The following is a 22,218-nucleotide window of genomic DNA, read 5'->3' on the forward strand; positions in this document are numbered from 1 at the left end:
TTATAGAGATGAAAATAGCACTTTTAGGATACGGAAAAATGGGGAAGACCATCGAGGAGATAGCAAAAAACCGTGGCCATGAAATTGTTCTTAAGCTCGAAGAAGATATTGATTCATTCGAGATAGATAAAATGGAAATTGATGTTGCTATAGATTTTAGTGTCCCTAAAGCAGCCTTCAAAAATATTACTACCTGTTTTAAAAATAATATTCCGGTGGTTTGTGGTACTACTGGCTGGCTTGACGATTATGAGAAAGCAGTCGAAATCTGTAAAAAGGAAGATAGTGCTTTTATTTACGCTTCAAACTTTAGTGTAGGAGTAAACCTTTTCTTTGAGCTTAATAAAAAACTGGCCAAAATTATGAACGGTATGGATGATTATGCCGTTGAAATTGAAGAAATTCATCATACCCAAAAACAAGATGCCCCAAGTGGCACAGCTATAAGTCTTGCTCAGCAAATAGTTTCAGAAAACGATAAGAAAAACAGCTGGCAACTTGATCACGCAGCAGCCGATGAAATCCCGATTAAGGCAAAAAGAATCGAGGATGTTCCCGGAACTCATACCGTTTCTTACAAATCTAATATAGATTCTATAGAAATTATGCATACCGCAAAATCCCGAGAGGGATTTGCGCTGGGCGCAGTAATTGCTGCTGAATGGCTTAAGGATAAGAAAGGGATATTTACTATGAAAGATGTACTTTCCAGCCAATTTTAAACAAAATATAGTAACAAACAATACATTTTGTTACTAATAAGCAAAGAATAAAAATATGACGTTTACACAATGGTTTCTATTTTTTCTGCTAATTCAGGTTATTCACTTTGCAGGTACCTGGGAACTTTATAAAAAAGCAGGAAGACAAGCCTGGGAGGCCGCTATTCCTATTTATAATGCAGTAATTTTAATGAAGATTATAAACCGCCCGTGGTGGTGGGTGATCCTTCTTTTTATCCCAATTGTAAACCTGATAATGTTCCCGGTAATTTGGGTAGAAACCATTAGGAGCTATGGCCGACATAGCACCACAGATACCTTTCTGGCTATTATTACACTCGGATTTTACATCTACTACATTAACTATGCAACCGATGTAAAATATATTGAAGACCGCAGCCTAAAACCAAGAACTGCCGCCGGGGAATGGGTAAGTTCAATCCTTTTTGCCGTGATTGCCGCAACCATCGTGCATACCTATGTCATGCAACCTTTTACTATCCCGACCTCCTCTTTAGAAAAAACTCTTTTAGTTGGAGATTTTCTTTTTGTAAGTAAGTTTCATTATGGTGCACGCTTACCAAGAACGGCAGTTGCATTTCCTATGGTTCACGATACCATTCCTGTTTTGGGCGTAAAATCTTATTTAACTGAACCTCAAATTCCATATTTGAGATTACCGGGATTCGAAGATATTGAACGTAACGATATTGTGGTTTTTAACTGGCCGGTAGATACGGTAAACGCATTTCAACAATATGGCGATGGTAAATATTATTACAAACCCATAGACAAAAAATCTAATTATGTAAAACGTGCGGTAGGAGTTCCCGGGGATTCGCTGGAGGTTCGCGCAGGAAAAGTAGTGGTGAATAACGAGCCACTTCAACTTCCCGGAAGGGCAAAAACTCAGTTCACCTATATTGGTACTACCAACGGGCAGGGTTTCAACCCTCGATATTTATATGAAGAATATGATATTACCGATGGTTATTACCACGATTCTAATACCAATCAATTCTATATAAAAGCTTTAACTGAGGCTGCATATAATCGAATTAAAAATCATCCTAATGTTACCAGTATCGAAAGATATTCTGATTCTTTAGGTTCAAAAGACCGAAGTATCTTCCCGAATAATGGAAAGCTAAATTGGAATAACGATTATATGGGACCAATCTACATTCCAGAGGAAGGTGTAACGGTAGATCTTACTGCAGAATCAATGCCTTTTTACAAGCGAATTATAGAGACTTACGAGGGCAGCGAAATGGGCATTAATAATAAGCTAAGCCTTAATGGAACCCAGGTTCTATTAAACGGACAACCCACAAGCTCTTATACCTTTAAGCAGAACTATTACTGGATGATGGGTGATAACCGTCATAATAGTGAGGACAGCCGTACCTGGGGATTTGTTCCTGAAAACCACGTGGTAGGAAAACCTGTTTTTATCTGGATGAGCTGGGATACCAATGCCCAGGGCTTCTTTAATAAAATTAGATGGGATCGCGTTTTCACTACCGTAAAGGGCGATGCAACACCTACCTCTTACCTACCCTATTTCCTGATATTAGTAGTTATACTTATCGCTTTCAATTACTTTAAAAAACGCAGGAAAAACGATTAAATGGAAGAAATTTTAATACATCCGGCCTATTTTGGGCCGGTTTCTCAATTTGTTGCGCTGGTACAAGCAGATAAAGTCTTTTTTGAAAATGAAGACAATTACCAGAAGCAAACCTATAGAAACCGCATGTATATATATGATTCCAACGGAAAATTATTGCTGAATATTCCTATTAGACATCGTTCTGCTTTAACCGGAGAACCTAAAGAAGCCGGTAAGCATCAGCTGTACAAAGAAGTGAAAATTGAAAACGATTTTGAATGGCAAAAGCAACACTGGCGTGCTTTAAAAGCTTCTTACCAAACTTCTCCTTTTTTTGAATTCTACGAAGATGAAATTTATCCGCTCTATCATAAAAAATATGATTATCTAATGGATTTTAATTATGCCTGCCTTGAATTTATTACAGATTCCCTTCAGCTGGATTTAGATTTCAAGAAAACTTCAGAATACATGCTTAATCCGGAAGATAAAAAAGATCTACGAAATTTGATTAATGCCAAAGCCAAATTCAATTTTGAGCAAGAAGAATACACCCAGGTTTTTAAAGAAAAACAAGGTTTTTTAGCTAATTTAAGCATCTTGGACCTTCTTTTTAATGAAGGGCCAAATACTACCAATTATCTTGAATCGCAGAAGCTTAAATTTTAATCTTAGCTAAAATTGGATAGTGGTCTGAATATTCATTTTTAAAACGCTCATAGTCGTTTATTTGAATGCTGTTATCTACCCATATAAAATCTATTCTTAAAGGGAAGTAATTCAATTTAAAGGTTTGCCCAAAACCTTCTCCTGAATGTAAAAAAGCATCGGCAAACCTATCTTCCTTATTTATCATTTCATAAACGTAGGAGAAAGCGGTATTGTTAAAATCTCCCGCGATAATTGTTTTATAAGGAGTTTCATTTACTTTCGTCATCATCATTTCGGCCTGTTCTTGCTGCAAACTAAAGCCCTGCCCTATTCTACCCAATAATTTTTTAGAATCTGCTTTCCGCAAATCGTTAATTTCAGGTTTAATGTTTAGAGATTGGAAATGAACATTAAAAATACGTAAAGTATCTTTTTTCACTACCACATCGGTATAAATAGAATTATTATTCCCATCGTGCGGGAAGTCAATCGAAGATTGTTCGATTATTGGATACTTAGAAAATATTGCCATACCAAATTCAGAATTTCTTCCTTTTTTATGTATAAACTTATAAGGGTAGATTTCTTTAAATCCAGTTTCATCTACGGTATGTTCCTGTGTAAGTAAAATATCAGGATTTTTCTCTTTTACGAAGTTTGTGATTTTTTCAGGAATGTTTTTTTCATCTGTCCAATTGTACGAATTAAACATCCTAACATTATAGCTCATAATGCTCAATTCGTCTTCTGTAGTTTGCGTATCTCCGGTAAACTGGTAGAGGTTTTTCACGTAACTGTAACCCACTAGTAAAATGATAAATGATAACAAAAACTGCTTTTTAAACCTCACGATCCAGTAAACCATAAAAACCAGGTTTATAAGAATTAAAACCGGAACACCAAGGCTCAATACCGAAAGTAATGGAAATGATTTGGGAGGAATAAAAGCAAGTAGATACGATAGCAAAAGTGCCGTAGCGGCAAGGGAATTAAAGATAAAGGTAATTTTATCTAAGAGTCCGAGTTTCTTCATTTAATCTTCTTTACCGGCTTTAAATAGAAAATCTTTTTCGCTTTTGCTCAAACTATCATAACCGCTCTTGCTTATTTTATCTAAAATAGCATCAATTTGTTTTTGCTTTTCATCCTTATCCAATTTTCTGGAAAAAGTAGATTTACGCTGAGTAGTAGCTTGTTTTTTAGCAGAAGTTTTGCGGTAAACAGTTTTCATTTTGGCTTTGCGCTCGGTAGGTTTAAACAAAGCCGCAAAGCTGTCCATTATTTTTTCAAACCAGGCACCAATATCATTCCCTTTCTGTAATTGTTTGGTGTACGCATAACCTAAAGCCGCACCACCAAGATGTGCCAAATGACCACCGGCATTCCCCATTGGAATTTGAATGATATCCAGTGCCACCAAAAAAGCAGCGATATACCAGAATTTAATGCTTCCAATTAAAAGAAGCCTAACACGCATATTTGGAATATAGGTTGCAATACCCACTAAAACAGCCATTACCCCGGCAGAGGCCCCTATTAGATAAGACCTCCCGGTGGCCTCGAATGCAGGAAACAGATTATAACTCAGCATATACACCAAAGCGCCCATAATCACTCCTAAAAAGAAGTAATTAAGCAATCGCTTGGGTGAAAAGTAGTTTAAAAAGTAAATTCCGGAGAAATATAAGATTAGCATATTTGAGAGAATGTGCCAAATCCCGCCGTGTAAAAAAGAGTAAGTAATAATAGACCAGGGCTTAAAAATAAACTCTCCCAATTCCTTTGGAAAAACAAACCATTCCAGTAAAAAATCTGATGGTAACTGAAATAAATAAGCAATAGTCCTGAACAAAAAGAACAGGAAGAAAACCAGCACGTTTATAGCGATTAGCTTTTCAACTACCGTGGCGGTCTGTAGTTTATATTTTAATTTATCAGATCCTTTCATTAATCCCAGCGGTTTTGGTTAAACTGGTTTTTCTTCCAGTACCACATCATTATAAAACCAAATAAAGCACCACCAACGTGAGCAAAGTGCGCTATGCCTCCTCCAAATAAAGAGTATCCTGTAAATCCTGAAAACAAATCGAGTAAAATAAGCGCAGGAATAAAGAATTTAGCCTTAATAGGAACCGGTACAAATAAAAGGAATAATTCTACATTGGGAAACATCATCCCAAAAGCAACAAGAATCCCATAAATAGCTCCAGATGCTCCTACAGCCGGGGTATTTACACTTTGATATAAACCCTGTAATGTTTCCTTGGGTACCGAATCAAGAATAGCTGTAGAGTATTCTCCCGTTTTAAGGAGTTGCTCTATATTTCCCATACTCATCCCCGCGTCTAGCAAAGCATTATAACCGGTTTTAAATTCTATATAATTTACCAGGGTATGTAAAAAAGCGGCTCCAAGTCCGGCAGAAAAGTAAAAGAAAATAAAGCGTTTTTGACCAAGCATTTGCTCTATAGGACCTCCAAAAGCCCAGAGGGCATACATATTAAAAAAAATATGCATAAGGCTACCGTGCATAAACATATGGGTCACAAACTGCCACACCATAAAATTTTCGTTCTCAAAAAACCAAAGTGCAAATAATTGATAGGCATAATCGCCCAGAAACTGGCTACCAACAAAAAAGATGATGTTGATGATTAAAAGTACTTTTACAGTTTCGGTAATTCTTCCCATTTACATAAATTTTTTATCCAGTTCGTCTACCGTTAAAGTAACGAAAACCGATCTGTTAGACGGGCTTAACCCGGGTTCTTTACAAGCAAACAACCTGTTAACGATATGTTGCTGCTCGGTATTGTTTAATAAGGTTCCAGATTTTACTGCCATTCCTTTTGCAAGCGATTTTGCCAGTAAATCAGTTTGTGAAAAACCATTATCTGGTACATCGTTTTCAAAATCGGAAATAAGCTGTTCCAGTAATATTTCTACTTCGCTTTCTGAAATTAGCGTTGGTATTCCCACAATTTCTACGGAATCCCCTTTTACTTCGGAAAATACAAATCCCGTTTGTTCCAGTGAATCCTGTAGTTGTTTTATTATTTCAATTTCGTGCGTATTAAACTGAAGATTTAAAGGAAACAACAACTGCTGGCTCACCGCTGCTGAAACTGTAATATTTTTCAGCATTTCCTCATATAAAATTCGAGTGTGCGCACGATGCTGATCTATCACTAATATCCCGCTTTTTAACGTACTTACAATATATTTTTTATGAAGCTGAAAGGTAGATTTTTCTTGTGAATCTTCTGAAGATTGGAATAGATTTCCGGTTACTTCCTCACTTTCAAATTCTATTTCCCTAAAATCACTATCTGGTTTGGGTGAGTCTTCGGTTTGCAAACCGGCATATAAACTCTCCCAGTTTTCTCCACGCTCTCTTTTAAAGTTGGAAGAAAAAGAATGCGAACTGCTTTTATGAGTTCTTGCATTTTCTTCCTGAAAAGGATTAAAATTCCGGTCCACTTCAACCTGAGGAACTTCAGCCGATCTGTTTTTATAATCATAAGGTGTATCCAGGTTAGAATCCCTGTCAAAATCTAAAACCGGAGCTACATTAAATTGCCCTAAACTATGTTTTATTGCACTTCGCAATATCGCATAAAGCGCATGTTCATCATCAAACTTTATTTCAGTTTTCGTGGGATGAATATTGATATCTATACTTTTGGGGTCTACTTTTAAGAAAAGAAAGTAGCTTGGATAGGATTTATCTTTTAGCAATCCTTCAAAAGCAGCTACTACCGCATGGTTCAAATAGGGACTTTTTATAAAGCGATTATTTACAAAAAAGAACTGTTCTCCCCGGGATTTCTTGGCGAATTCCGGTTTCCCAACAAAACCGGAAATTTCTACAATCTCGGTTTCTTCAGTTACGGGAACCAGTTTTTCATTGGTTTTTCCCCCAAAAATATTGGTGATTCGTTGCCTGTGGTTGGTTTCCGGCAATTGAAAAAGTTCACTGCCATTATGGAATAAGGAAAAAGCGATTTGCGGATGCGCTAAAGCCACCCTTTGAAATTCATCTATAATATGACGTGTTTCCACCGCATCAGATTTCAAAAAATTTCTTCTGGCAGGAATATTATAAAAGAGGTTTTTAACACTTACCGAAGTTCCTTTGGGGCAAACACAAACATCCTGGTTGGCGACTTTACTGCCTTCAACTTTAATTTGCGTACCTACTTCCTCATCTTCCTGTTTAGTTTTTAATTCTACGTGGGCAATCGCAGCGATAGAAGCAAGTGCCTCACCGCGAAAACCTTTGGTTTGCAAACTAAAAAGATCTTCCGCAGTCTTTATTTTTGAAGTAGCGTGACGTTCAAAACACATTCGGGCATCGGTAAGACTCATTCCTTTTCCGTCATCAACAACCTGAATAAGGGTTTTGCCTGCGTCTTTTATCACAACCTGGATATTCCCTGAACCTGCATCAATAGCATTTTCAACCAGTTCCTTTACCACCGAAGCAGGGCGTTGCACCACTTCCCCGGCAGCAATCTGGTTCGCTACATGGTCTGGTAAAAGTTGAATTATATCCGTCATTTAAGGCTGATTGGAAAAGATGGACAGATCAAAATCAATTATCCATAGAAAAATAAGAACCAGCACCATTATAATTATAAGGAGTCGCTTATTAATCTCCCGGTTACCGCGCGTTCTACTCGATTTACGCACCTCGGCCCACTGGGAGCCAAAATCTATGGCATTGGTCGTTTCCTTATATTTATTGAATTTTGAATCAAAACTATATATATTACCAGCATCTTTCCCCTTATAATAACGTGGGGTGTAATTATAACGGGCGTTTTTTCTAGGTTTATAAACTTTGAGTTTCAAAATATGCTGATTTTTCGTGGTAGGTCAAATTTACTCAAATTGCTTCTAAAAAACGAAGCCAAAGAGCTTAAAAAGAAATCAACAAGAATAATGCCGATGTATAAGCAGATTTAATATCTGGCGTCATGGCGTAGTTTTGCCATTTTAATAGCAGCTATGGCAGCTTCAGTACCTTTATTACCGTGCTTACCTCCGCTTCTATCAATAGCCTGTTGCATATTTTGATCGGTTAATACACAAAAGATAATTGGAGTATCGTTTTCCACATTAAGATCTTTTATGCCCTGGGTAACTCCCTGGCAAACAAAATCGAAATGCTTGGTTTCGCCCTCTATTACACTTCCTATTGCAATAATAGCATCGAGCATATCAAAACTTTCCTGCATCTTCTTACAGCCATAAACAAGTTCAAAACTGCCGGGAACATTCCAACGAACAATTCTCTTTTCCTGAACCTTATTTTCTATGAGCGCATTATAAGCACCCTCATATAGGCCTTCGGTAATTTTATCGTTCCATTCTGAAACAACAATCCCGATGCGAAAATCACTCGCATCGGGAAGTTTGTCTTTATCGTAATCTGAAAGGTTATTTCCTTCTGTTGCCATAATTATTGTTTTGCAGCTCGAGCCTGCCCCATATAAATTGGTACCTGCTCAGCTTCTGGAGTTTCTGGGTACTCATCTTCTATTTTCTGAAGGTGTTCTTCAGCTTCAGCCGGTTGCCCTACTTCTAAAGCTGTTATTGCTGCTTTAAGTAAGAATTTTGGTGTTGTAAACTCATTGGATCGCATAGAAGCGGCTTTTTCATAATAATCTAAAGCTTCTTCCGGTTGTTCCAATTGCATAAAAGCATCTCCAATTCCTCCGGTAGCTAAAGCTGCCAGAACTTCGTCGTCACTATTAAAATCTTCAAGGTAATTGATTGCTTCCTGGTAATTCCCGGTATTTAAATAAGCAAAACCAGCATTGTAAGTTGCAAGATTTGCTGCATCTGTACTTCCGTAGTTATCTATAATATCAAGAAAACCGTATTTTCCTTCCCCACCATTTAAAGACATGGTAAAAAGTGAATCGCGCTCAGCGCCCGATGCGTTTAAAGCTGATGCAAAATAATTTTGCGCCTGTGCCATTTCATTGGCTGCTTCTTCTTGTTTTGGTTCGCTTATAAAGCGATTATACCCAAGATAGCCTAAAACGGCTACGATAGCTACTCCAACAATGATATAAATATACTTCTGATTCTCCGCGACCCAGGTTTCGGTCCTGCCAGCACCTTCGTCAAGAGTGTTAAATACTTCAGCAGTTGTAGATTCGTCTTCTACTTGTTTCTGCTGTTCTTCCTTATTAGATGGTTTATATCCTTTTTTCTTGTAAGTTGCCATAAAAACTGTTTAATGCGTGGCAAAAATATGATTTTTATTCAAAATTAAAAGGGAAATTATTTGTATTTTTTTAATATTTTCGGGTCATTCGCTTTACTTTCATAATTCTTTTATATAAATATCAAAAAGCTGAATAACAGCATTTTATGTTTTTAAAACACCTCTCTTTAGTTAATTATAAAAACCTGGATTCGGCTTCTTTCGAGTTTGATACAAAAATAAACTGTTTTGTTGGCAATAATGGCGTTGGTAAAACGAACGTTTTAGACAGTATTTATCATTTGGCTTTTGGGAAAAGTTATTTTAACCCAATTACCAGTCAAAACATTAATCACGAAGCCGATTTTTTTGTTGTTGAAGGGCATTTTGAAAAATCTGAAAAGGACGAACACATCTTAGTCAGTGCGAAACGCGGACAAAAAAAAGTAATTAAAAGAAATAACAAAGCCTACGAGAAATTCAGTGACCATATTGGGTTTATTCCTACCGTAATTATATCACCCGCCGATCGTGACCTTATAATAGAAGGCAGTGAGACCAGACGAAAATTTATGGACGGGGTGATATCCCAAAGTGATAATGTTTATCTAAATAAACTAATTCAATATGGTAAGATAAATGCACAGCGTAATTCCCTGTTGAAATACTTCGCAGCCAATCATAGTTTCGACCGCGATACTTTAGAAGTTTACAACCTACAACTTAGCGAACTCGGCCAGTATATTTTCGAAAAGCGAAAAGACTTTTTAGAAGAATTTATTCCTATTTTTAATAAACGCTATGCCGATATCACGAAAAATAAAGAGCAGGTAGATATTAGCTACAAAAGTCAACTGTTTGATAGTGACTTAGCATATTTACTTGAAGCAAATCTTCAAAAGGATATGGCTCTACAATACACCAGTGTCGGCACGCATAAAGACGATTTAAGTTTTGAAATTGAAGGTCACCCTATTAAGAAATTCGGCTCCCAGGGACAACAAAAATCTTTTTTGGTGGCTTTAAAACTCGCACAATTCGATTTTATAAAAGCTATAAGTAAAGTCAACCCAATTTTACTCCTCGATGATATTTTTGACAAATTAGACGAGCAACGTGTGGCACATATTGTAGCTTTGGTAGCTACAGATCAACTTGGACAAATATTTATCAGCGATACGCATGCAGACCGTACAGAAGCCGTAGTAAAAAGCAGTAATCAATCTTACAAACTCTTTAAATTGTGAATAAAAAAATTCTTTTTTTCCTATTCGGAATCGTATTTTTAGGATGCCAGAAAAATAATCCTGAAGAACAATTAGAACACCTTACAGGCTACTGGGAAATTGACCGTGTAGAAGTTTCTGAAGATTCAGTAATTAACTACAAGGTGAATGCCACGGTAGATTATATTGAATTTGATGGCGAAGAAGGCTTTCGCAAAAAGGTTAAGCCGCAATTTGATGGCAGTTATAAGACTAGTGAAGATATAGAAGAAATTTCAGCACAAATAGAAAACGACAGTTTGCGTTTACATTACAAAACCCCATTTGACGAATGGACAGAGACCGTAATTTCTGCTGAAGAAGATAAGTTTAGTGTACTAAACCGGGATGGGAAAATTTACCATTATACAAAATTCACCTCCTTATTAGATGAAAATGAAGAAGAGAAATAGTGAAAATCAAAGTTTAAGCGAAGTTTTAAAAGAATTTGTAGACCATAACAAACTTCAGGGTGGTCTTGATAAAGTTAGCGTTAAAGATGTCTGGTACCGGGAAATGGGACCTGCTATCGAAAAATATACTACAGCCATCAAACTTCAAAACGAAACACTTTTCGTACAATTAAGTTCTTCGGTTTTAAGGGAAGAACTTAGTTACGGAAAGGAAAAAATCATTAACATGCTTAATCGGGAATTAGGAAAAGACCTGATTAAAAAACTGGTTTTACGTTAAAAATATTTCAGTGCACCGTCATTTCAAAATCTATAAACCCTACGGGTATTTAAGTCAGTTTATCACCAATGAACGTCCCAGAAAGAAAAAGAAACTATTGGGAGATTTAGGCAATTTTCCAGAGGAAACGATGTCTGTTGGAAGGTTGGACCAGGATTCTGAAGGCTTGCTTTTTCTTACTACAAATGGCAAAATTAGCGCTGAAGTTAACAGGAATAAAATTGAAAAGGAATACTACGTTCAGGTTGATGGGAAAATTACTTCTGAGGCTATTGAACAACTAAGAAATGGCGTAGAAATAGGCATCCACGGAAAAACCTATGACACCCTGCCCTGCGAAGCTTTTGTGTTAGATGAAAGACCTGAATTTCCTAAAAGAGCAAAGAAAATTCGCGATGAACGTCATGGCCCAACCAGCTGGATTTCGGTAACACTAATTGAAGGTAAATTCCGGCAGGTGAAGAAGATGACTGCTGCCGTGGGATTCCCTACTTTAAGATTGGTTCGTGTAAGAATTGGCAACGAAAAACTGAACGGAATGGATGCCGGCGAGGTTATTGAACTTGCAGAATTCTCATATTGATTTGTATTCTTTTGCATTAAGACATTTTTATCCTCAAATATCGTTTTTCTAAATTCATCTTTTCAGCTTTTAAATTAGTTACAGCATTATTTAAGTTTATTTCCGAATAAGCTCATAAACCTTAACTTTGAATCTTTATTAAGATCTATGCAAAAAGTAGAATTAAGAACGGTTACGGTAACCCGGTATATCACTCCGCTTAGAGAAGGTGGCTCCTTACCGGCGCTCACCGAAGCCGATGATGACTTTAAATATGTATTGAAATTTAAAGGTGCAGGCCACGGCGTAAAAGCTTTAATCGCCGAGCTTTTGGGAAGTGAAATTGCCCGTGCTTTAGGTTTTAAAGTACCAGAACTTGTTTTCGCACATTTAGATGAAGCTTTTGGAAGAACTGAAGGTGACGAGGAAATTCAGGATCTATTGCAGGCCAGTCAGGGTTTAAACCTGGCCTTACATTTTCTATCGGCGGCAATTAACTTTGATCCTGTAGTGACTGAGGTTGATCAGTTTGAAGCTTCCAAAATTGTATGGCTTGATGCTTTTATCACCAACGTAGACCGTACATACCGAAATACCAATATGCTTATCTGGCATAAAGAATTATGGCTTATAGATCACGGTGCTTCCTTTTATTTTCATCATTCCTGGACTAATGTAGAGGAAAAGGCCAAAACACCTTTTAGTTTTATAAAAGACCACGTTTTACTACCTCGAGCAACTAAATTAAAAGAAGCTGATGATTTTTGTCGAAAAGTGATTACTTCGGAAAAAATTAAAGAAATTGTGTCGTTAATTCCATCTGAATGGCTACAATGGGAGGACACAGATGAAACTGAAGAAGAAATTAAAAAAGTATACGCGCAGTTTTTGACAATACGACTATTACATTCAGAAATTTTTATAAAAGAAGCAGAAAATGCAAGAAAAGCACTTATATGAATATGCTGTAATTAGGCTGGTGCCTAAGGTTGAACGCGAAGAATTTCTTAACGTAGGGATTATTTTGTTCAGCAAGCAGGGAAAATATTTAAAGGCTTTATTTGAAGTTGATGAAACCCGTTTGCGTGTTTTCTGTAAAGACCTGGACAAAAAAGAAATTTGCTCCAATTTGGATTCCTTTAAAAAGATATCTGAAGGAAATAAAAATGGCGGCCCAATTGCCCAACTCGATTTAGCTTCCCGTTTCAGGTGGCTCACAGCGGTTCGCAGTTCTATAATTCAAACTTCACGACCACACCCTGGAATGACCAGTGATCTCGACAAAACCCTGAACCGGCTTTTTACTGAACTTGTATTATAAAAAAGAGATTATTTGAAGACTTGAAATTGTCATCCTGAACTTGTTTCGGGATCTAATTAGTTATAAAACTAGAAGCTGAAACAAGTCCAGCTTGACGACTCAACATTCTCAAATAATCCCTTAATCCCTATTTAAGATCTATTTTCTAACTCTTAAACTTTTCCGCCATTTCAACTGTTCTTTTAACCTGGTGTGTTACCGCTTTTTTAATATTATCACCCGGTGTATTTCCGTCGGCAGTTACACTTATTCCATAAGGATTTCCTCCGGCTTCAAACAGGCACGGATCGGTATAACCCGGAGCTACAATTATAGAACCCCAATGCATCACTGTCTTATAAAGCGAAAGCAAGGTGGCTTCCTGCCCGCCGTGTGGATTGGCTGCGCTGGTCATTCCGCTCACAATTTTATTAGCTAATTTTCCATTAGACCAAAGTCCGCCGGTAGTATCAAAAAATGCCTGTAATTGTGACGGTAAGTTTCCATATCGGGTTGGTGTACTAAAAATTATGGCATCTGCCCATTCAAGATCGTCAAGTTCTGCGGTTGGAAAATCTTTATTTTCAGCTACATATTTTTTCCAGGCTTCATTCTGGTCTATAGCCTGTTGTGGGGCGGTTTCCTGAATTTTTTTAACTCTTACTTCTGCCGCTCCTGCTTTTTTGGCCGCTTCTCCGGCCCATTGCGCTAGTTGGTGATTTGTACCTGTGGCACTATAAAATATCACTGCTACTTTTGGTTGACTCATAATTTATCTTTTAAATCGATTAAGCTATTCAGATAAATATAAAACAAAATAAAGCTAATAGTTTTAAGGTTATTATAAAATTGAATTAAAATCCGGAGGCCTTCCCATCATAACTACGGGAATCTGCAGCGCCGTAAATTAAGTTACTCTCCCTATCTATATAAATTCCCATCGCCTGTCCCTGGTTACCGCCTTCATAAACTTCGTGTCCCATTTCTTCATAAATACGTTTAGTATCGGGAGAAATACCCCAGTCTTCAAATCGAGTGCGATCGGGAAGCCATTGATGATGTATTCTAGGCGATTCAATAGCTTCAGCAACATTCATTTTGTAATCTATAGTATTTACAATTACCTGTAGAACGGTGTTAATAATGGTTCTCCCGCCAGGGCTGCCAATTACCAAAAGTGGTTTTCCATCTTTTGCTACGATTGTTGGCGTCATACTGGAGAGCATCCTTTTTTCCGGAGCTACTAAATTCGGTTCTGTACCAATTAGGCCCCGTGTATCGGTATATCCGGGAATGGGGTTAAAATCGCCCATTTCATTATTAAGCAGAAAACCTGCACCCTCTACTACGATTTTAGAACCATAACTTCTTTCTAAGGTATAGGTTAGAGAAACCGCATTTCCTTCCTTGTCTACAACTGAAATATGCGTGGTTTGCGGACTTTCATATTGTAAATGTGCATTATTAAAATTAGCAGAATCACTTATAGAAGCTCTTTTAATCTCAATACCTTCCTGAAGTTCCGCAGCATATTCTTTAGAAATAATTTTTTCAATAGGCATTTCGGAATTAAAATTAGGATCTCCCAGATATAATGCCCTATCGGCATAAGCTCTTCTCATTGCTTCGGTGAGCAAATGTAGGGAAGCCGCCGAGTTATGGCCTGCTTCTTCAATATCAAAACCTTCAAGAATATTTAGCATTTCTATAAGCGCTACTCCCCCGGAACTTGGCGGTGGCATTGCCACAATTTCGTGCCCGCGATAAGTGCCGGTAACGGGCTCCAATTCTTCAGCTTCATATTTAGCAAGATCTTCTTTGGTTATTAGTCCGCCGTGTTCTTCCATAAAATTGGCTATCAGCGCTGCGGTTCTTCCTTTATAAAAACCATCTGCACCACTTTGTTGAATTCTTTTTAATGTTTCAACAAGATCGGGTTGTTTCCAGATTTCCCCGGGTTTATAAATCTCATCTCCGTTTTTAAGAAAAGCTTCAGCAGTAGCCGCATACAATTCGTCATCTTTTCGGTTTTTTATCCAATTTAAAAACCAATTCATATTATAGGTAGATTCAAAGCCGTTATCAGCCAGTTCTATGGCAGGTTGTAAAAGTTCTTTCCAGGGTAAACTTCCCATTTTTTGATGGGCCATATAAAGTCCCGCGACGGTACCGGGCACCCCAACGGAAAGTAAACCTTCGTGATTAGAATTATCTTTAATTTTTCCGTCTTCACCTAAAAACATATCCAAGGTTGATGCTAAGGGTGCTTTTTCTCGAAAATTGAATGAGGTTTTATGTCCATCGCTGCCGTAATAAACCAGGAAACCACCTCCACCAAGATTCCCGGCAGAAGGTAAAGTAACGGCAAGTGCAAAAGCTGTAGCAATGCTGGCATCTATGGCATTCCCTCCCCTGGCCAGAATATCACTTCCAACTTCTGAAGCCAGGTAATGACTGGTTACCACCATCCCATTTTCTGCCCTAACAGGGGTGCGACCAGATTGTGAGAAAGTTGGAAAATAAAGACTGAAAGCCAGAAATAGGCAGAGCAAAAATTTAAACTTTTGTTTCATATTTTAGGAGCTTGGATTAAAAACTTAGTAAGAAATAGGGAAGCATTAAATTACCCCGTAGGGTGCAATTCACAATCTAAAATCTTGAGTAAACCTAAATAAAAAGGCGTGAAGAAACAAGATCGAAAAATAAAATAAGAGGAAATTAACTATTCTCTGGAATTACGGAAGTTTCTCTGAATACAAGACCAAAAAATTCAAAAGTCTCTTGAGCTTTTTTTGAAGCAACAGCGATTTGAGTTTCGGTGAAATTTTCTGCTTTAAGTTCCTTTACAAATTTGTTCCAGGATTTTACGCCATCGCGATCGCCATTAAAGAAATGCGGAGCAGCAATATTCGCCAATTCAGGACAATTTGAAATTTCTTTAGAAATATACATTCCACCTAAGGCAGAACCCAAAACTACATAAGCTGCCCCCAAAGCTTCCTCGTAAGAAGTTATACTGAATTTACCCTGAAATGCTTCAGAAATTGAAGTATCAACACCTAAATTTTCAAGATCTATTGCCAGTTGATTGCTTTTATCTGATTGATAAGAAGGAATATATTTTGAAATTTCAGCTTCAGTAACATTATAAGCGATAAAATTTTGAAGCAATAGAAGTTTATAGTCTTCCAGACTTATTTCGTGAGAAATAATCTGGCCGGCAAGGTTTTCTTTCTCTAGCTCCTCGTGAAGCTTTTTGGTGGAATTTCTAAGGCTATTCAGCATCTTCTACATTAAATTTATCAAGGTTCTTCAGAATCTGCTGCAAGATAACTCAGTTAACTTGTTTTTCAATGAAATGAATTCTTTTTCGCAATTTCCAATTATAAAACTTTTCAAGAAACAAAAGTTGCTAAAAGCTATTCAGGCTATGCTTTCAATTTAAAGTAAAAAGTACTACCTACCCCAACCTGGCTTTCTACCCAAATAGTTCCTTCGTGTAGTTGCACAATTTTTTCTACGTGAGCAAGTCCCACTCCCGTACCTTCGTTTTCGTTGGTTTCTTTGACCCGGTTAAATATGGTGAAAATATTCTTTTTGTCTTCCTCTGAAATTCCATAGCCGTTGTCTGTAACCGAGAAAACCCAATGCTTTCCTTCTTTGTAAGAAGCAATGCGTACATCTGGATCTCTATCTTTTGGAGTATACTTAATAGCATTACTAATTAGGTTTTGAAAAAGAAGGCGTAATTCTACTTCGTGCCCCATAATCTTTGGGAGTGCGCTAGCGTTAACTTTTGCATTGGTATCCTTTATTCTTTTACCAAGATCATACTTTACTACTTCAACAATCTCCTTAACGTTTACCAAGGTTTTCTCACCATTTCGACCAATTCTGGAGTGCTCGAGCAATGCTTTAATTTGTTCTGAAAGTCTTGTAGAAGCATCTTTTATATACTTAATGTAATTTTTTCCTTTCTCGTCGATCTGACCTGCATAGATTTTACCAAGTACATCACTACCAAATTTAATGGTTGAAAGAGGTTCTTGAAGGTCATGCGAACAGATTGAAACAAATTGCTCCAGGTCTTTATTAGCTCGCTCTAAATCATCGTGTTGCTGCATCAGGCGTTGTTCGGCAAGTTTTAGATCTGAAATATCTACACAAGTATATCTTATGGTCACCATCCTACCATCTAAATCTTTTTCTGCAGTGGCATTTAGAATTACCGGAAGTAAATCTCCATTAGCAGTAAGCATATCCTGCTCCATATTGACTATGGCGCCGGTATCTTTAAATTCCTTATTCGATTTTAATGCTTTAAGTTGAGACTCCTCGTTGTAAAGATCATAGATAGGTTTATCTATAAGATCCTCTTTAGATTCATAGCCCAGCTTTGTAACCGCCATTTCATTGCATTGTACAATAAGTTGTGTTTGCGGATCTACACTAATATGAATTACCGGGTCTTCTTCATAGAAAGATTTAAAACGTTTTTCACTGGCTATTAATCTTTCTTTAGATCGTTGCAACAAACCAACGTCTATAAAAGTAATTACCACTCCGTTAATTTCATCGTTAGAATTCATATAAGGAGAAATTCTTCGCAGGTAATAAGAACCATCTTTAGTCATTACCTGCTTTTCCAGAATCTTGCCTGTCCTTAACACTCTCTTACATCGGGTTATGAGATTGCTTTTACCCATACTGGAAGTAAAGTGCTCTATTGGCCTGCCTTCATCTGAATCTATAAGATTAAAATGCCTCTGAATTGCCGGTGTAAATTTCCTGATTCTTAAATCCTCATCGAGAAAGATCACCCCAATTTCAGTGCTTTCAAGCATATTATTCATATCGGCATTTAATGCTGCCAGGTCTTCTACTTTTTGAAGGTTTTCAGCATTTACCGTATTAATTTCTTCATTTACACTTTGTAGCTCTTCATTCGTGCTTTGCAGTTCTTCGTTAGAAGCCAGTAATTCCTCATTAGCCGCCTGCAATTCTTCATTACTGGTTTCAACCTCCTCCATAGAAGTTAGCAATTCCTCCTTGGCCTCCTTTAGTTCCTCTTCGAGATCTGCTACATATTCTTTGGTACGATTGGTAAGGGTAAGTTTATCGAGGGTTTTAACCGTTTCCAGGTCTATTTCCTTCTCGATAAATGTAATTACAAAACTCTCGTCAGAATCCTCATTTTTTAAATGATAAGGTTTTACGATGATATCTACTGATCTTTGCTCATTATTATGCTCAAACGTAGCATCCTCGTATCTAAGTTTTTCATTATTTCTTTTAGCCTTTTTTAAGGTGCTCTGAATAATATATTTTAGATCGGCTCCCAGCATATCTAGCAGATTTACCGAAAACCCACTAACCGGTAAATTAGCATACCTCTTAAATTCTCCCACTGCCTGGAGAATATTAAAATCTTTATCTACAAACACAGTGGCACCACCAAAAGTCTCTAGAATGCTTTCGTTTAATTCTTCGGCAAGTTTATTTTTCACCGGGCTTGAAGATTTTCTATAAGATGGTCTTTGAACTTCCCGGGTTCCGGCAGGCAAATTACTTGTGGTAGTGGCCTGCGAGATATTTGAGTTTAAACGCTTATTGGTATTTTCGTTCTGATATATTTTTAATGCCCTATCTATAACTTTAAAGTTATTCTTCTGAGACGACACATTTTCACTGGTTCCTAAAACTAAAATACCACCAACTTTTAATGAGTATTGTAAAAAGTTTAAAGCTTTGTTCTGAATTCCGGGTTGGAAATATATCAGCAGGTTTCGGCAAGAAACCATATCCATATTATTAAAAGGCGGATTTTTAATAATATTATGCCTTGAAAACACCACCATTCGGCGCATTTTTTCAATCACCTTGTAACCGTCGGGTTTACTAATGAAGTATTTCAGCAATAATTCTGAATCAATATCGGCAACGATACTTTCAGGATAGAAAGCTTCACTTCCTATCTCCAGGTGCTTTTGCGATATATCGGTAGCGAAAATCTTTAGATCAACACTTTTTTTCTGGCGCTCAATTTCTTCATTTATAATCATCGCAAAAGAATAGGCCTCTTCACCACTACTGCAGGCAACATTCCATAATTTTATAACTTCTCCGTCCTTTTTCTTTTCTACCAGTTTTGGAATTACATCTTCCCTAAGTTTTTTCCAGACTTTATCGTCCCTGAAAAACTTGGTAACCCCAATTAGAAATTCCCGATGTAATATTTCTGCTTCTTCCTCATTATTCAATAAAAACTCATGATAATCTGAAAGGCTATTACATTTACAAACATTTACCCTCCTGGCAATTCGCCTGGCAAGTGTAGCATGTTTATATTCCCTGAAATCAATCCCGGTCTTTTCGTCTATAAAGCGAAGAATTTTCATTAATTCGCTTTCATTATAATTAATATCCCCATCCTTAAAATGAAAAACCGAAGGAGATTCTATAAAATTCTTAAGTTCATTGGCCATTTTAGCGACAGGCAACACATAGTCTACTAACCCGGTATTGATAGCGCTTTGTGGCATCCCATCAAATTTAGCCTCATCGGGATCCTGAACCATGATCATCCCATCACGCTCTTTTATAGCTCTAACACCTCGTGTACCATCACTTCCGGTGCCACTTAAAATCACACCAATAGCTTTTTCTTTGCGCTCCTTAGAAAGGGCTTCAAAAAACATATCTATGGGCAGGTTTAAGGTTTGATCTTTTGGTTTTTCTACAAGATTAAGTTTGTTGTCCGCAAAAGATAAATTATTGGCAGGAGGTATTAAATAAATATGCCCCTGCTTCATCTTCATTTTGTTCTTGATCTCACGTATGGGCAGGTTCGTACTTTTTTTAAGAAGCTCGGCCATCATACTCTTATAATCTGGAGATAGATGCTGAATAACTACATAAGCGTTCTTATCGGTTTCGTCTATGCTTTCAAAAAAAGCTTTCAAAGCTTCGAGTCCTCCGGCACTTGCACCAACGGCAATCACGCGGGGCTCATCAGTTTTATGCTGAGCTTCCAGCTCCGATTTAGAAAGGTAGTTATTTACTTTTGTCATTTAAAATGATTAAGTCGGTCTTAGAGAAAATTAAAAAGGCAAACAACAAAAATATATGTTAAATAGGACAAATGTGACCTCATTTGCCATTTAAATTAACAAAAAGGCACTAAAATCAGGAAAAAACCGCTTCCACAATTCCTAAAACAAATTTTTAAAGAGCCTGAATTAACACGTTTTTAAAAAATATCTTGTTAAAAATTTATATTAATTCTTACTTTCACTACAACTTCTTCCTTTTCTCACCGAGGCTTTAATAAAGCTGATTTATATCATTTCTATTAAAGACGGTTAAAGGTAAATTTACTGGTATAAGATTTCAAATACTTTGTTATTAATTGGGAAAAGGATCTCAGATTAATAGCAATTGTTATTTACGGAAATGTTTAAAGATGAAAATTTTGTCCTCATATAAATCTGGTTTAAGTGCTTTTTTCATTGAAATTGGAGAAATGGGAAATTTTACCGGGAGATATTTTCGGGAACTATTCAGCAGGCCATTTGAATTTAGAGAATTCCTGAAACAATGCTACCAGATGGGCAATAAGTCTTTGCTATTAGTTAGTGTGACGGGATTTATATTAGGTCTGGTATTTACCCTGCAATCCCGGCCAACTTTAATGGAATTTGGTGCGGTGTCCTGGATGCCTTCTATGATAAGTATTTCTATTGTTAGGGAAATTGGGCCGGTAATTATCGCCCTTATTTGTGCAGGAAGAATTGGCTCCAGTATCGGTGCAGAATTAGGCTCTATGCGGGTTACCGAACAAATAGATGCTATGGAGGTTTCAGGAACAAATCCGTTTAAATTTCTGGTAGTAACCAGGATTCTCGCGGCAACCTGTATGTTGCCTATTTTAGTAATTGTTGGCGATTTTGTAGCCTTAATTGGCTCAGCCATTATTGAGAATGTAAAAGGAGATGTCTCTTTCACCCTCTATTTTAACCAGGTTTTTGCCGCCCTGGAGTTTACCGATCTCATTCCGGCAACGGTTAAAACTTTTTTCTTTGGTTTTGCCATTGGTCTTGTAGGTTGTTTTAAAGGTTATAATAGCAAAAAAGGAACAGCCGGTGTTGGAAAAGCCTCAAATTCAGCGGTGGTGTTTACCTCAATGCTACTGTTCGTCTTAGATTTTATAGCGGTTTTTATCACGGACATTTTTTATAACTGAAGATGGAAAGTAAAGCTGTAATAGAGATAAAAGATTTATATAAAAGCTTTGGCGATGTTGATGTGCTAAAAGATTTCAATTTAAATCTGTTCGAAGGTGAAAATCTTGTTTTAATGGGGAAATCCGGTTCTGGGAAATCGGTAATGATTAAGTGCCTGGTAGGTTTAATGGATTTTGATAAGGGCAGCATTAAAGTTTTAGGGAAAGATATTTCTAAAATGAAGCAAAATGATTTGGATGAACTACGAACCGATATAGGTTTTTTATTTCAGGGTAGCGCTTTGTACGATTCTATGACGGTGCGGGAGAATTTAGAATTTCCGCTAAGAAGACATCGAAAAGATTCAGAAAGGAAAACTGAAGCCTTGGTAAAGGAAGCGCTGGAAAATGTAGGCCTACCCCAAACTATAGATCTTATGCCTGCAGAACTTTCAGGAGGAATGCAACGCAGAATTGCGCTGGCAAGAGCACTTATCCTAAAACCGAAAATTATTATATACGACGAACCTACAACGGGTTTAGACCCCATTACGGCAAAAGAGATCATTTTATTAATGATGAATATTCAGAAGAAATATGCAACCTCATCTTTAATAATCACACACGATGTAGATTGTGCGCGAGTAATTTCAAATAGAATGATTTTACTGCTTGACGGAAAAGATTATGCCGAAGGAACTTTTAATGAATTAGCGGCATCTGGTGACCCAAAAATTAAGGCATTTTTTAAATAAAATACCATTAGTGTCCGGTTAAAACACGATTTTTAATAAAAGTAGCCATTGGCCCCAATACAAACGTTATTTTTCTTTTAAACCCTATAGCAAGGGGGGTGTGCTTCAAAATAGGGTTAATTGTTTATCTGGTGGTTTCGTGGTCAGCTCCTTCCATTTTTTGTTTGGATCTTCAAGAAACTTAAAAAGGTCGATATAAGTCATCAGATGAAATCGTATC

At 37.1% G+C, this 22,218-nt stretch carries 22 protein-coding genes; 11 read left to right on the plus strand and 11 right to left on the minus strand.

Annotation, left to right across the window (positions count from 1 at the left end; genetic code table 11):
• Window positions 1–8 precede the first annotated feature (8 nt).
• From dapB to LB465_RS06720, 3 genes are read left to right on the plus strand one after another with little or no spacing between them, the layout of a single operon-like run.
• Window positions 9–722, plus strand: coding sequence for a 4-hydroxy-tetrahydrodipicolinate reductase (dapB, locus tag LB465_RS06710; RefSeq protein WP_224468487.1), 714 nt, complete (start codon window positions 9–11; stop codon window positions 720–722).
• A gap of 55 nt (window positions 723–777) precedes the next feature.
• The gene (gene lepB / locus LB465_RS06715) at window positions 778–2,352 is read left to right on the plus strand and encodes a signal peptidase I (RefSeq protein WP_224468489.1); all 1,575 of its coding nucleotides are present in this window, start codon (window positions 778–780) and stop codon (window positions 2,350–2,352) included.
• The gene (locus LB465_RS06720) at window positions 2,353–3,003 is read left to right on the plus strand and encodes a WbqC family protein (protein WP_224468492.1); all 651 of its coding nucleotides are present in this window, start codon (window positions 2,353–2,355) and stop codon (window positions 3,001–3,003) included.
• On the opposite strand, the gene LB465_RS06725 is transcribed toward LB465_RS06720, so the two are convergent.
• The 7 genes from LB465_RS06725 to LB465_RS06755 all read right to left on the minus strand — a co-directional run bounded on the left by LB465_RS06725 (window position 2,993) and on the right by LB465_RS06755 (window position 9,223).
• Complete coding sequence (locus tag LB465_RS06725) at window positions 2,993–4,018, minus strand: endonuclease/exonuclease/phosphatase family protein (RefSeq protein WP_224468494.1); 1,026 nt, start codon at window positions 4,016–4,018, stop codon at window positions 2,993–2,995. The two genes, LB465_RS06720 and LB465_RS06725, sit on opposite strands and share 11 nt — an antisense overlap.
• On the minus strand, window positions 4,019–4,933 hold the full coding sequence (locus LB465_RS06730) for a rhomboid family intramembrane serine protease (RefSeq protein ID WP_224468496.1): 915 nt from the start codon (window positions 4,931–4,933) through the stop codon (window positions 4,019–4,021).
• Window positions 4,933–5,676: a rhomboid family intramembrane serine protease gene (locus LB465_RS06735; protein WP_224468498.1), complete on the minus strand. Its 744-nt coding sequence runs from the start codon at window positions 5,674–5,676 to the stop codon at window positions 4,933–4,935. The genes LB465_RS06730 and LB465_RS06735 overlap by 1 nt, the downstream gene beginning before the upstream one ends.
• Entirely contained in the window at window positions 5,677–7,545 is a 1,869-nt protein-coding gene (gene mutL, locus LB465_RS06740; RefSeq protein WP_224468500.1) for a DNA mismatch repair endonuclease MutL, read from the minus strand.
• Window positions 7,546–7,839, minus strand: a complete 294-nt coding sequence (locus LB465_RS06745; protein WP_224468503.1) for a hypothetical protein — start codon at window positions 7,837–7,839, stop codon at window positions 7,546–7,548.
• A 110-nt stretch (window positions 7,840–7,949) separates the two neighbouring features.
• A complete protein-coding gene (ribH, locus tag LB465_RS06750; RefSeq protein WP_224468505.1) occupies window positions 7,950–8,447 on the minus strand; it encodes a 6,7-dimethyl-8-ribityllumazine synthase in 498 nt (165 codons plus the stop codon).
• A 2-nt stretch (window positions 8,448–8,449) separates the two neighbouring features.
• Window positions 8,450–9,223: a tetratricopeptide repeat protein gene (locus LB465_RS06755; protein ID WP_224468507.1), complete on the minus strand. Its 774-nt coding sequence runs from the start codon at window positions 9,221–9,223 to the stop codon at window positions 8,450–8,452.
• A gap of 146 nt (window positions 9,224–9,369) precedes the next feature.
• On the opposite strand from LB465_RS06755, the gene recF reads away from it, so the two are divergent.
• The 6 genes from recF to LB465_RS06785 all read left to right on the plus strand — a co-directional run bounded on the left by recF (window position 9,370) and on the right by LB465_RS06785 (window position 13,043).
• Window positions 9,370–10,449 (plus strand): DNA replication/repair protein RecF, encoded by a 1,080-nt coding sequence (gene recF / locus LB465_RS06760; protein ID WP_224468509.1) that lies wholly within the window; start codon window positions 9,370–9,372, stop codon window positions 10,447–10,449.
• Entirely contained in the window at window positions 10,446–10,880 is a 435-nt protein-coding gene (locus LB465_RS06765) for a lipocalin family protein (RefSeq protein WP_224468511.1), read from the plus strand. The genes recF and LB465_RS06765 overlap by 4 nt, the downstream gene beginning before the upstream one ends.
• Entirely contained in the window at window positions 10,864–11,160 is a 297-nt protein-coding gene (locus LB465_RS06770; protein WP_075327954.1) for a DUF721 domain-containing protein, read from the plus strand. Before LB465_RS06765 ends, LB465_RS06770 begins: the two co-directional genes overlap by 17 nt.
• Window positions 11,161–11,170: 10 nt before the next feature.
• Entirely contained in the window at window positions 11,171–11,743 is a 573-nt protein-coding gene (locus LB465_RS06775) for a pseudouridine synthase (RefSeq protein ID WP_224468514.1), read from the plus strand.
• Window positions 11,744–11,890: 147 nt separating this feature from the next.
• Window positions 11,891–12,682, plus strand: a complete 792-nt coding sequence (locus LB465_RS06780) for a HipA family kinase (protein ID WP_224468517.1) — start codon at window positions 11,891–11,893, stop codon at window positions 12,680–12,682.
• Complete coding sequence (locus tag LB465_RS06785) at window positions 12,660–13,043, plus strand: DUF3037 domain-containing protein (protein ID WP_224468519.1); 384 nt, start codon at window positions 12,660–12,662, stop codon at window positions 13,041–13,043. Before LB465_RS06780 ends, LB465_RS06785 begins: the two co-directional genes overlap by 23 nt.
• Window positions 13,044–13,188: 145 nt before the next feature.
• Here the strand turns inward: LB465_RS06785 and wrbA are convergent, their stop codons facing one another.
• The 4 genes from wrbA to LB465_RS06805 form a co-directional block, all read right to left on the minus strand.
• Window positions 13,189–13,791 (minus strand): NAD(P)H:quinone oxidoreductase, encoded by a 603-nt coding sequence (gene wrbA, locus LB465_RS06790; RefSeq protein ID WP_224468521.1) that lies wholly within the window; start codon window positions 13,789–13,791, stop codon window positions 13,189–13,191.
• 85 nt (window positions 13,792–13,876) lie between these two features.
• Window positions 13,877–15,595 (minus strand): gamma-glutamyltransferase, encoded by a 1,719-nt coding sequence (ggt, locus tag LB465_RS06795; RefSeq protein WP_224468524.1) that lies wholly within the window; start codon window positions 15,593–15,595, stop codon window positions 13,877–13,879.
• Between the two features lie 145 nt (window positions 15,596–15,740).
• Window positions 15,741–16,307, minus strand: coding sequence for a biliverdin-producing heme oxygenase (locus tag LB465_RS06800; RefSeq protein ID WP_224468526.1), 567 nt, complete (start codon window positions 16,305–16,307; stop codon window positions 15,741–15,743).
• 143 nt (window positions 16,308–16,450) lie between these two features.
• On the minus strand, window positions 16,451–20,092 hold the full coding sequence (locus LB465_RS06805) for a chemotaxis protein CheB (protein WP_224468529.1): 3,642 nt from the start codon (window positions 20,090–20,092) through the stop codon (window positions 16,451–16,453).
• A gap of 392 nt (window positions 20,093–20,484) precedes the next feature.
• Here LB465_RS06805 and LB465_RS06810 point away from each other — a divergent pair, with 392 nt between their 5' ends.
• Both LB465_RS06810 and LB465_RS06815 read left to right on the plus strand, forming a co-directional pair.
• Window positions 20,485–21,264 (plus strand): MlaE family ABC transporter permease, encoded by a 780-nt coding sequence (locus LB465_RS06810; protein ID WP_224468531.1) that lies wholly within the window; start codon window positions 20,485–20,487, stop codon window positions 21,262–21,264.
• Between the two features lie 2 nt (window positions 21,265–21,266).
• The gene (locus LB465_RS06815) at window positions 21,267–21,998 is read left to right on the plus strand and encodes an ABC transporter ATP-binding protein (RefSeq protein WP_224468534.1); all 732 of its coding nucleotides are present in this window, start codon (window positions 21,267–21,269) and stop codon (window positions 21,996–21,998) included.
• Window positions 21,999–22,218: the final 220 nt, after the last annotated feature.

The sequence above is a fragment of the Salegentibacter lacus genome (genome assembly GCF_020164555.1).
GTDB classification, from domain to species: Bacteria; Bacteroidota; Bacteroidia; order Flavobacteriales; family Flavobacteriaceae; genus Salegentibacter; species Salegentibacter lacus.

Excerpts from the sequence above, each read along its gene's own strand:
- LB465_RS06805 (WP_224468529.1), bottom strand. The coding sequence starts at position 20,092 with ATGACAAAAGTAAATAACTACCTTTCTAAATCGGAGCTGGAAGCTCAG.
- LB465_RS06770 (WP_075327954.1), top strand. The coding sequence starts at position 10,864 with ATGAAGAAGAGAAATAGTGAAAATCAAAGTTTAAGCGAAGTTTTAAAA.
- ggt (WP_224468524.1), bottom strand. The coding sequence starts at position 15,595 with ATGAAACAAAAGTTTAAATTTTTGCTCTGCCTATTTCTGGCTTTCAGT.
- LB465_RS06730 (WP_224468496.1), bottom strand. The coding sequence starts at position 4,933 with ATGAAAGGATCTGATAAATTAAAATATAAACTACAGACCGCCACGGTA.
- mutL (WP_224468500.1), bottom strand. The coding sequence starts at position 7,545 with ATGACGGATATAATTCAACTTTTACCAGACCATGTAGCGAACCAGATT.
- LB465_RS06735 (WP_224468498.1), bottom strand. The coding sequence starts at position 5,676 with ATGGGAAGAATTACCGAAACTGTAAAAGTACTTTTAATCATCAACATC.
- recF (WP_224468509.1), top strand. The coding sequence starts at position 9,370 with ATGTTTTTAAAACACCTCTCTTTAGTTAATTATAAAAACCTGGATTCG.
- LB465_RS06810 (WP_224468531.1), top strand. The coding sequence starts at position 20,485 with ATGAAAATTTTGTCCTCATATAAATCTGGTTTAAGTGCTTTTTTCATT.
- LB465_RS06720 (WP_224468492.1), top strand. The coding sequence starts at position 2,353 with ATGGAAGAAATTTTAATACATCCGGCCTATTTTGGGCCGGTTTCTCAA.
- lepB (WP_224468489.1), top strand. The coding sequence starts at position 778 with ATGACGTTTACACAATGGTTTCTATTTTTTCTGCTAATTCAGGTTATT.
- ribH (WP_224468505.1), bottom strand. The coding sequence starts at position 8,447 with ATGGCAACAGAAGGAAATAACCTTTCAGATTACGATAAAGACAAACTT.
- LB465_RS06785 (WP_224468519.1), top strand. The coding sequence starts at position 12,660 with ATGCAAGAAAAGCACTTATATGAATATGCTGTAATTAGGCTGGTGCCT.
- LB465_RS06800 (WP_224468526.1), bottom strand. The coding sequence starts at position 16,307 with ATGCTGAATAGCCTTAGAAATTCCACCAAAAAGCTTCACGAGGAGCTA.
- LB465_RS06780 (WP_224468517.1), top strand. The coding sequence starts at position 11,891 with ATGCAAAAAGTAGAATTAAGAACGGTTACGGTAACCCGGTATATCACT.
- LB465_RS06815 (WP_224468534.1), top strand. The coding sequence starts at position 21,267 with ATGGAAAGTAAAGCTGTAATAGAGATAAAAGATTTATATAAAAGCTTT.
- LB465_RS06725 (WP_224468494.1), bottom strand. The coding sequence starts at position 4,018 with ATGAAGAAACTCGGACTCTTAGATAAAATTACCTTTATCTTTAATTCC.
- dapB (WP_224468487.1), top strand. The coding sequence starts at position 9 with ATGAAAATAGCACTTTTAGGATACGGAAAAATGGGGAAGACCATCGAG.
- wrbA (WP_224468521.1), bottom strand. The coding sequence starts at position 13,791 with ATGAGTCAACCAAAAGTAGCAGTGATATTTTATAGTGCCACAGGTACA.
- LB465_RS06755 (WP_224468507.1), bottom strand. The coding sequence starts at position 9,223 with ATGGCAACTTACAAGAAAAAAGGATATAAACCATCTAATAAGGAAGAA.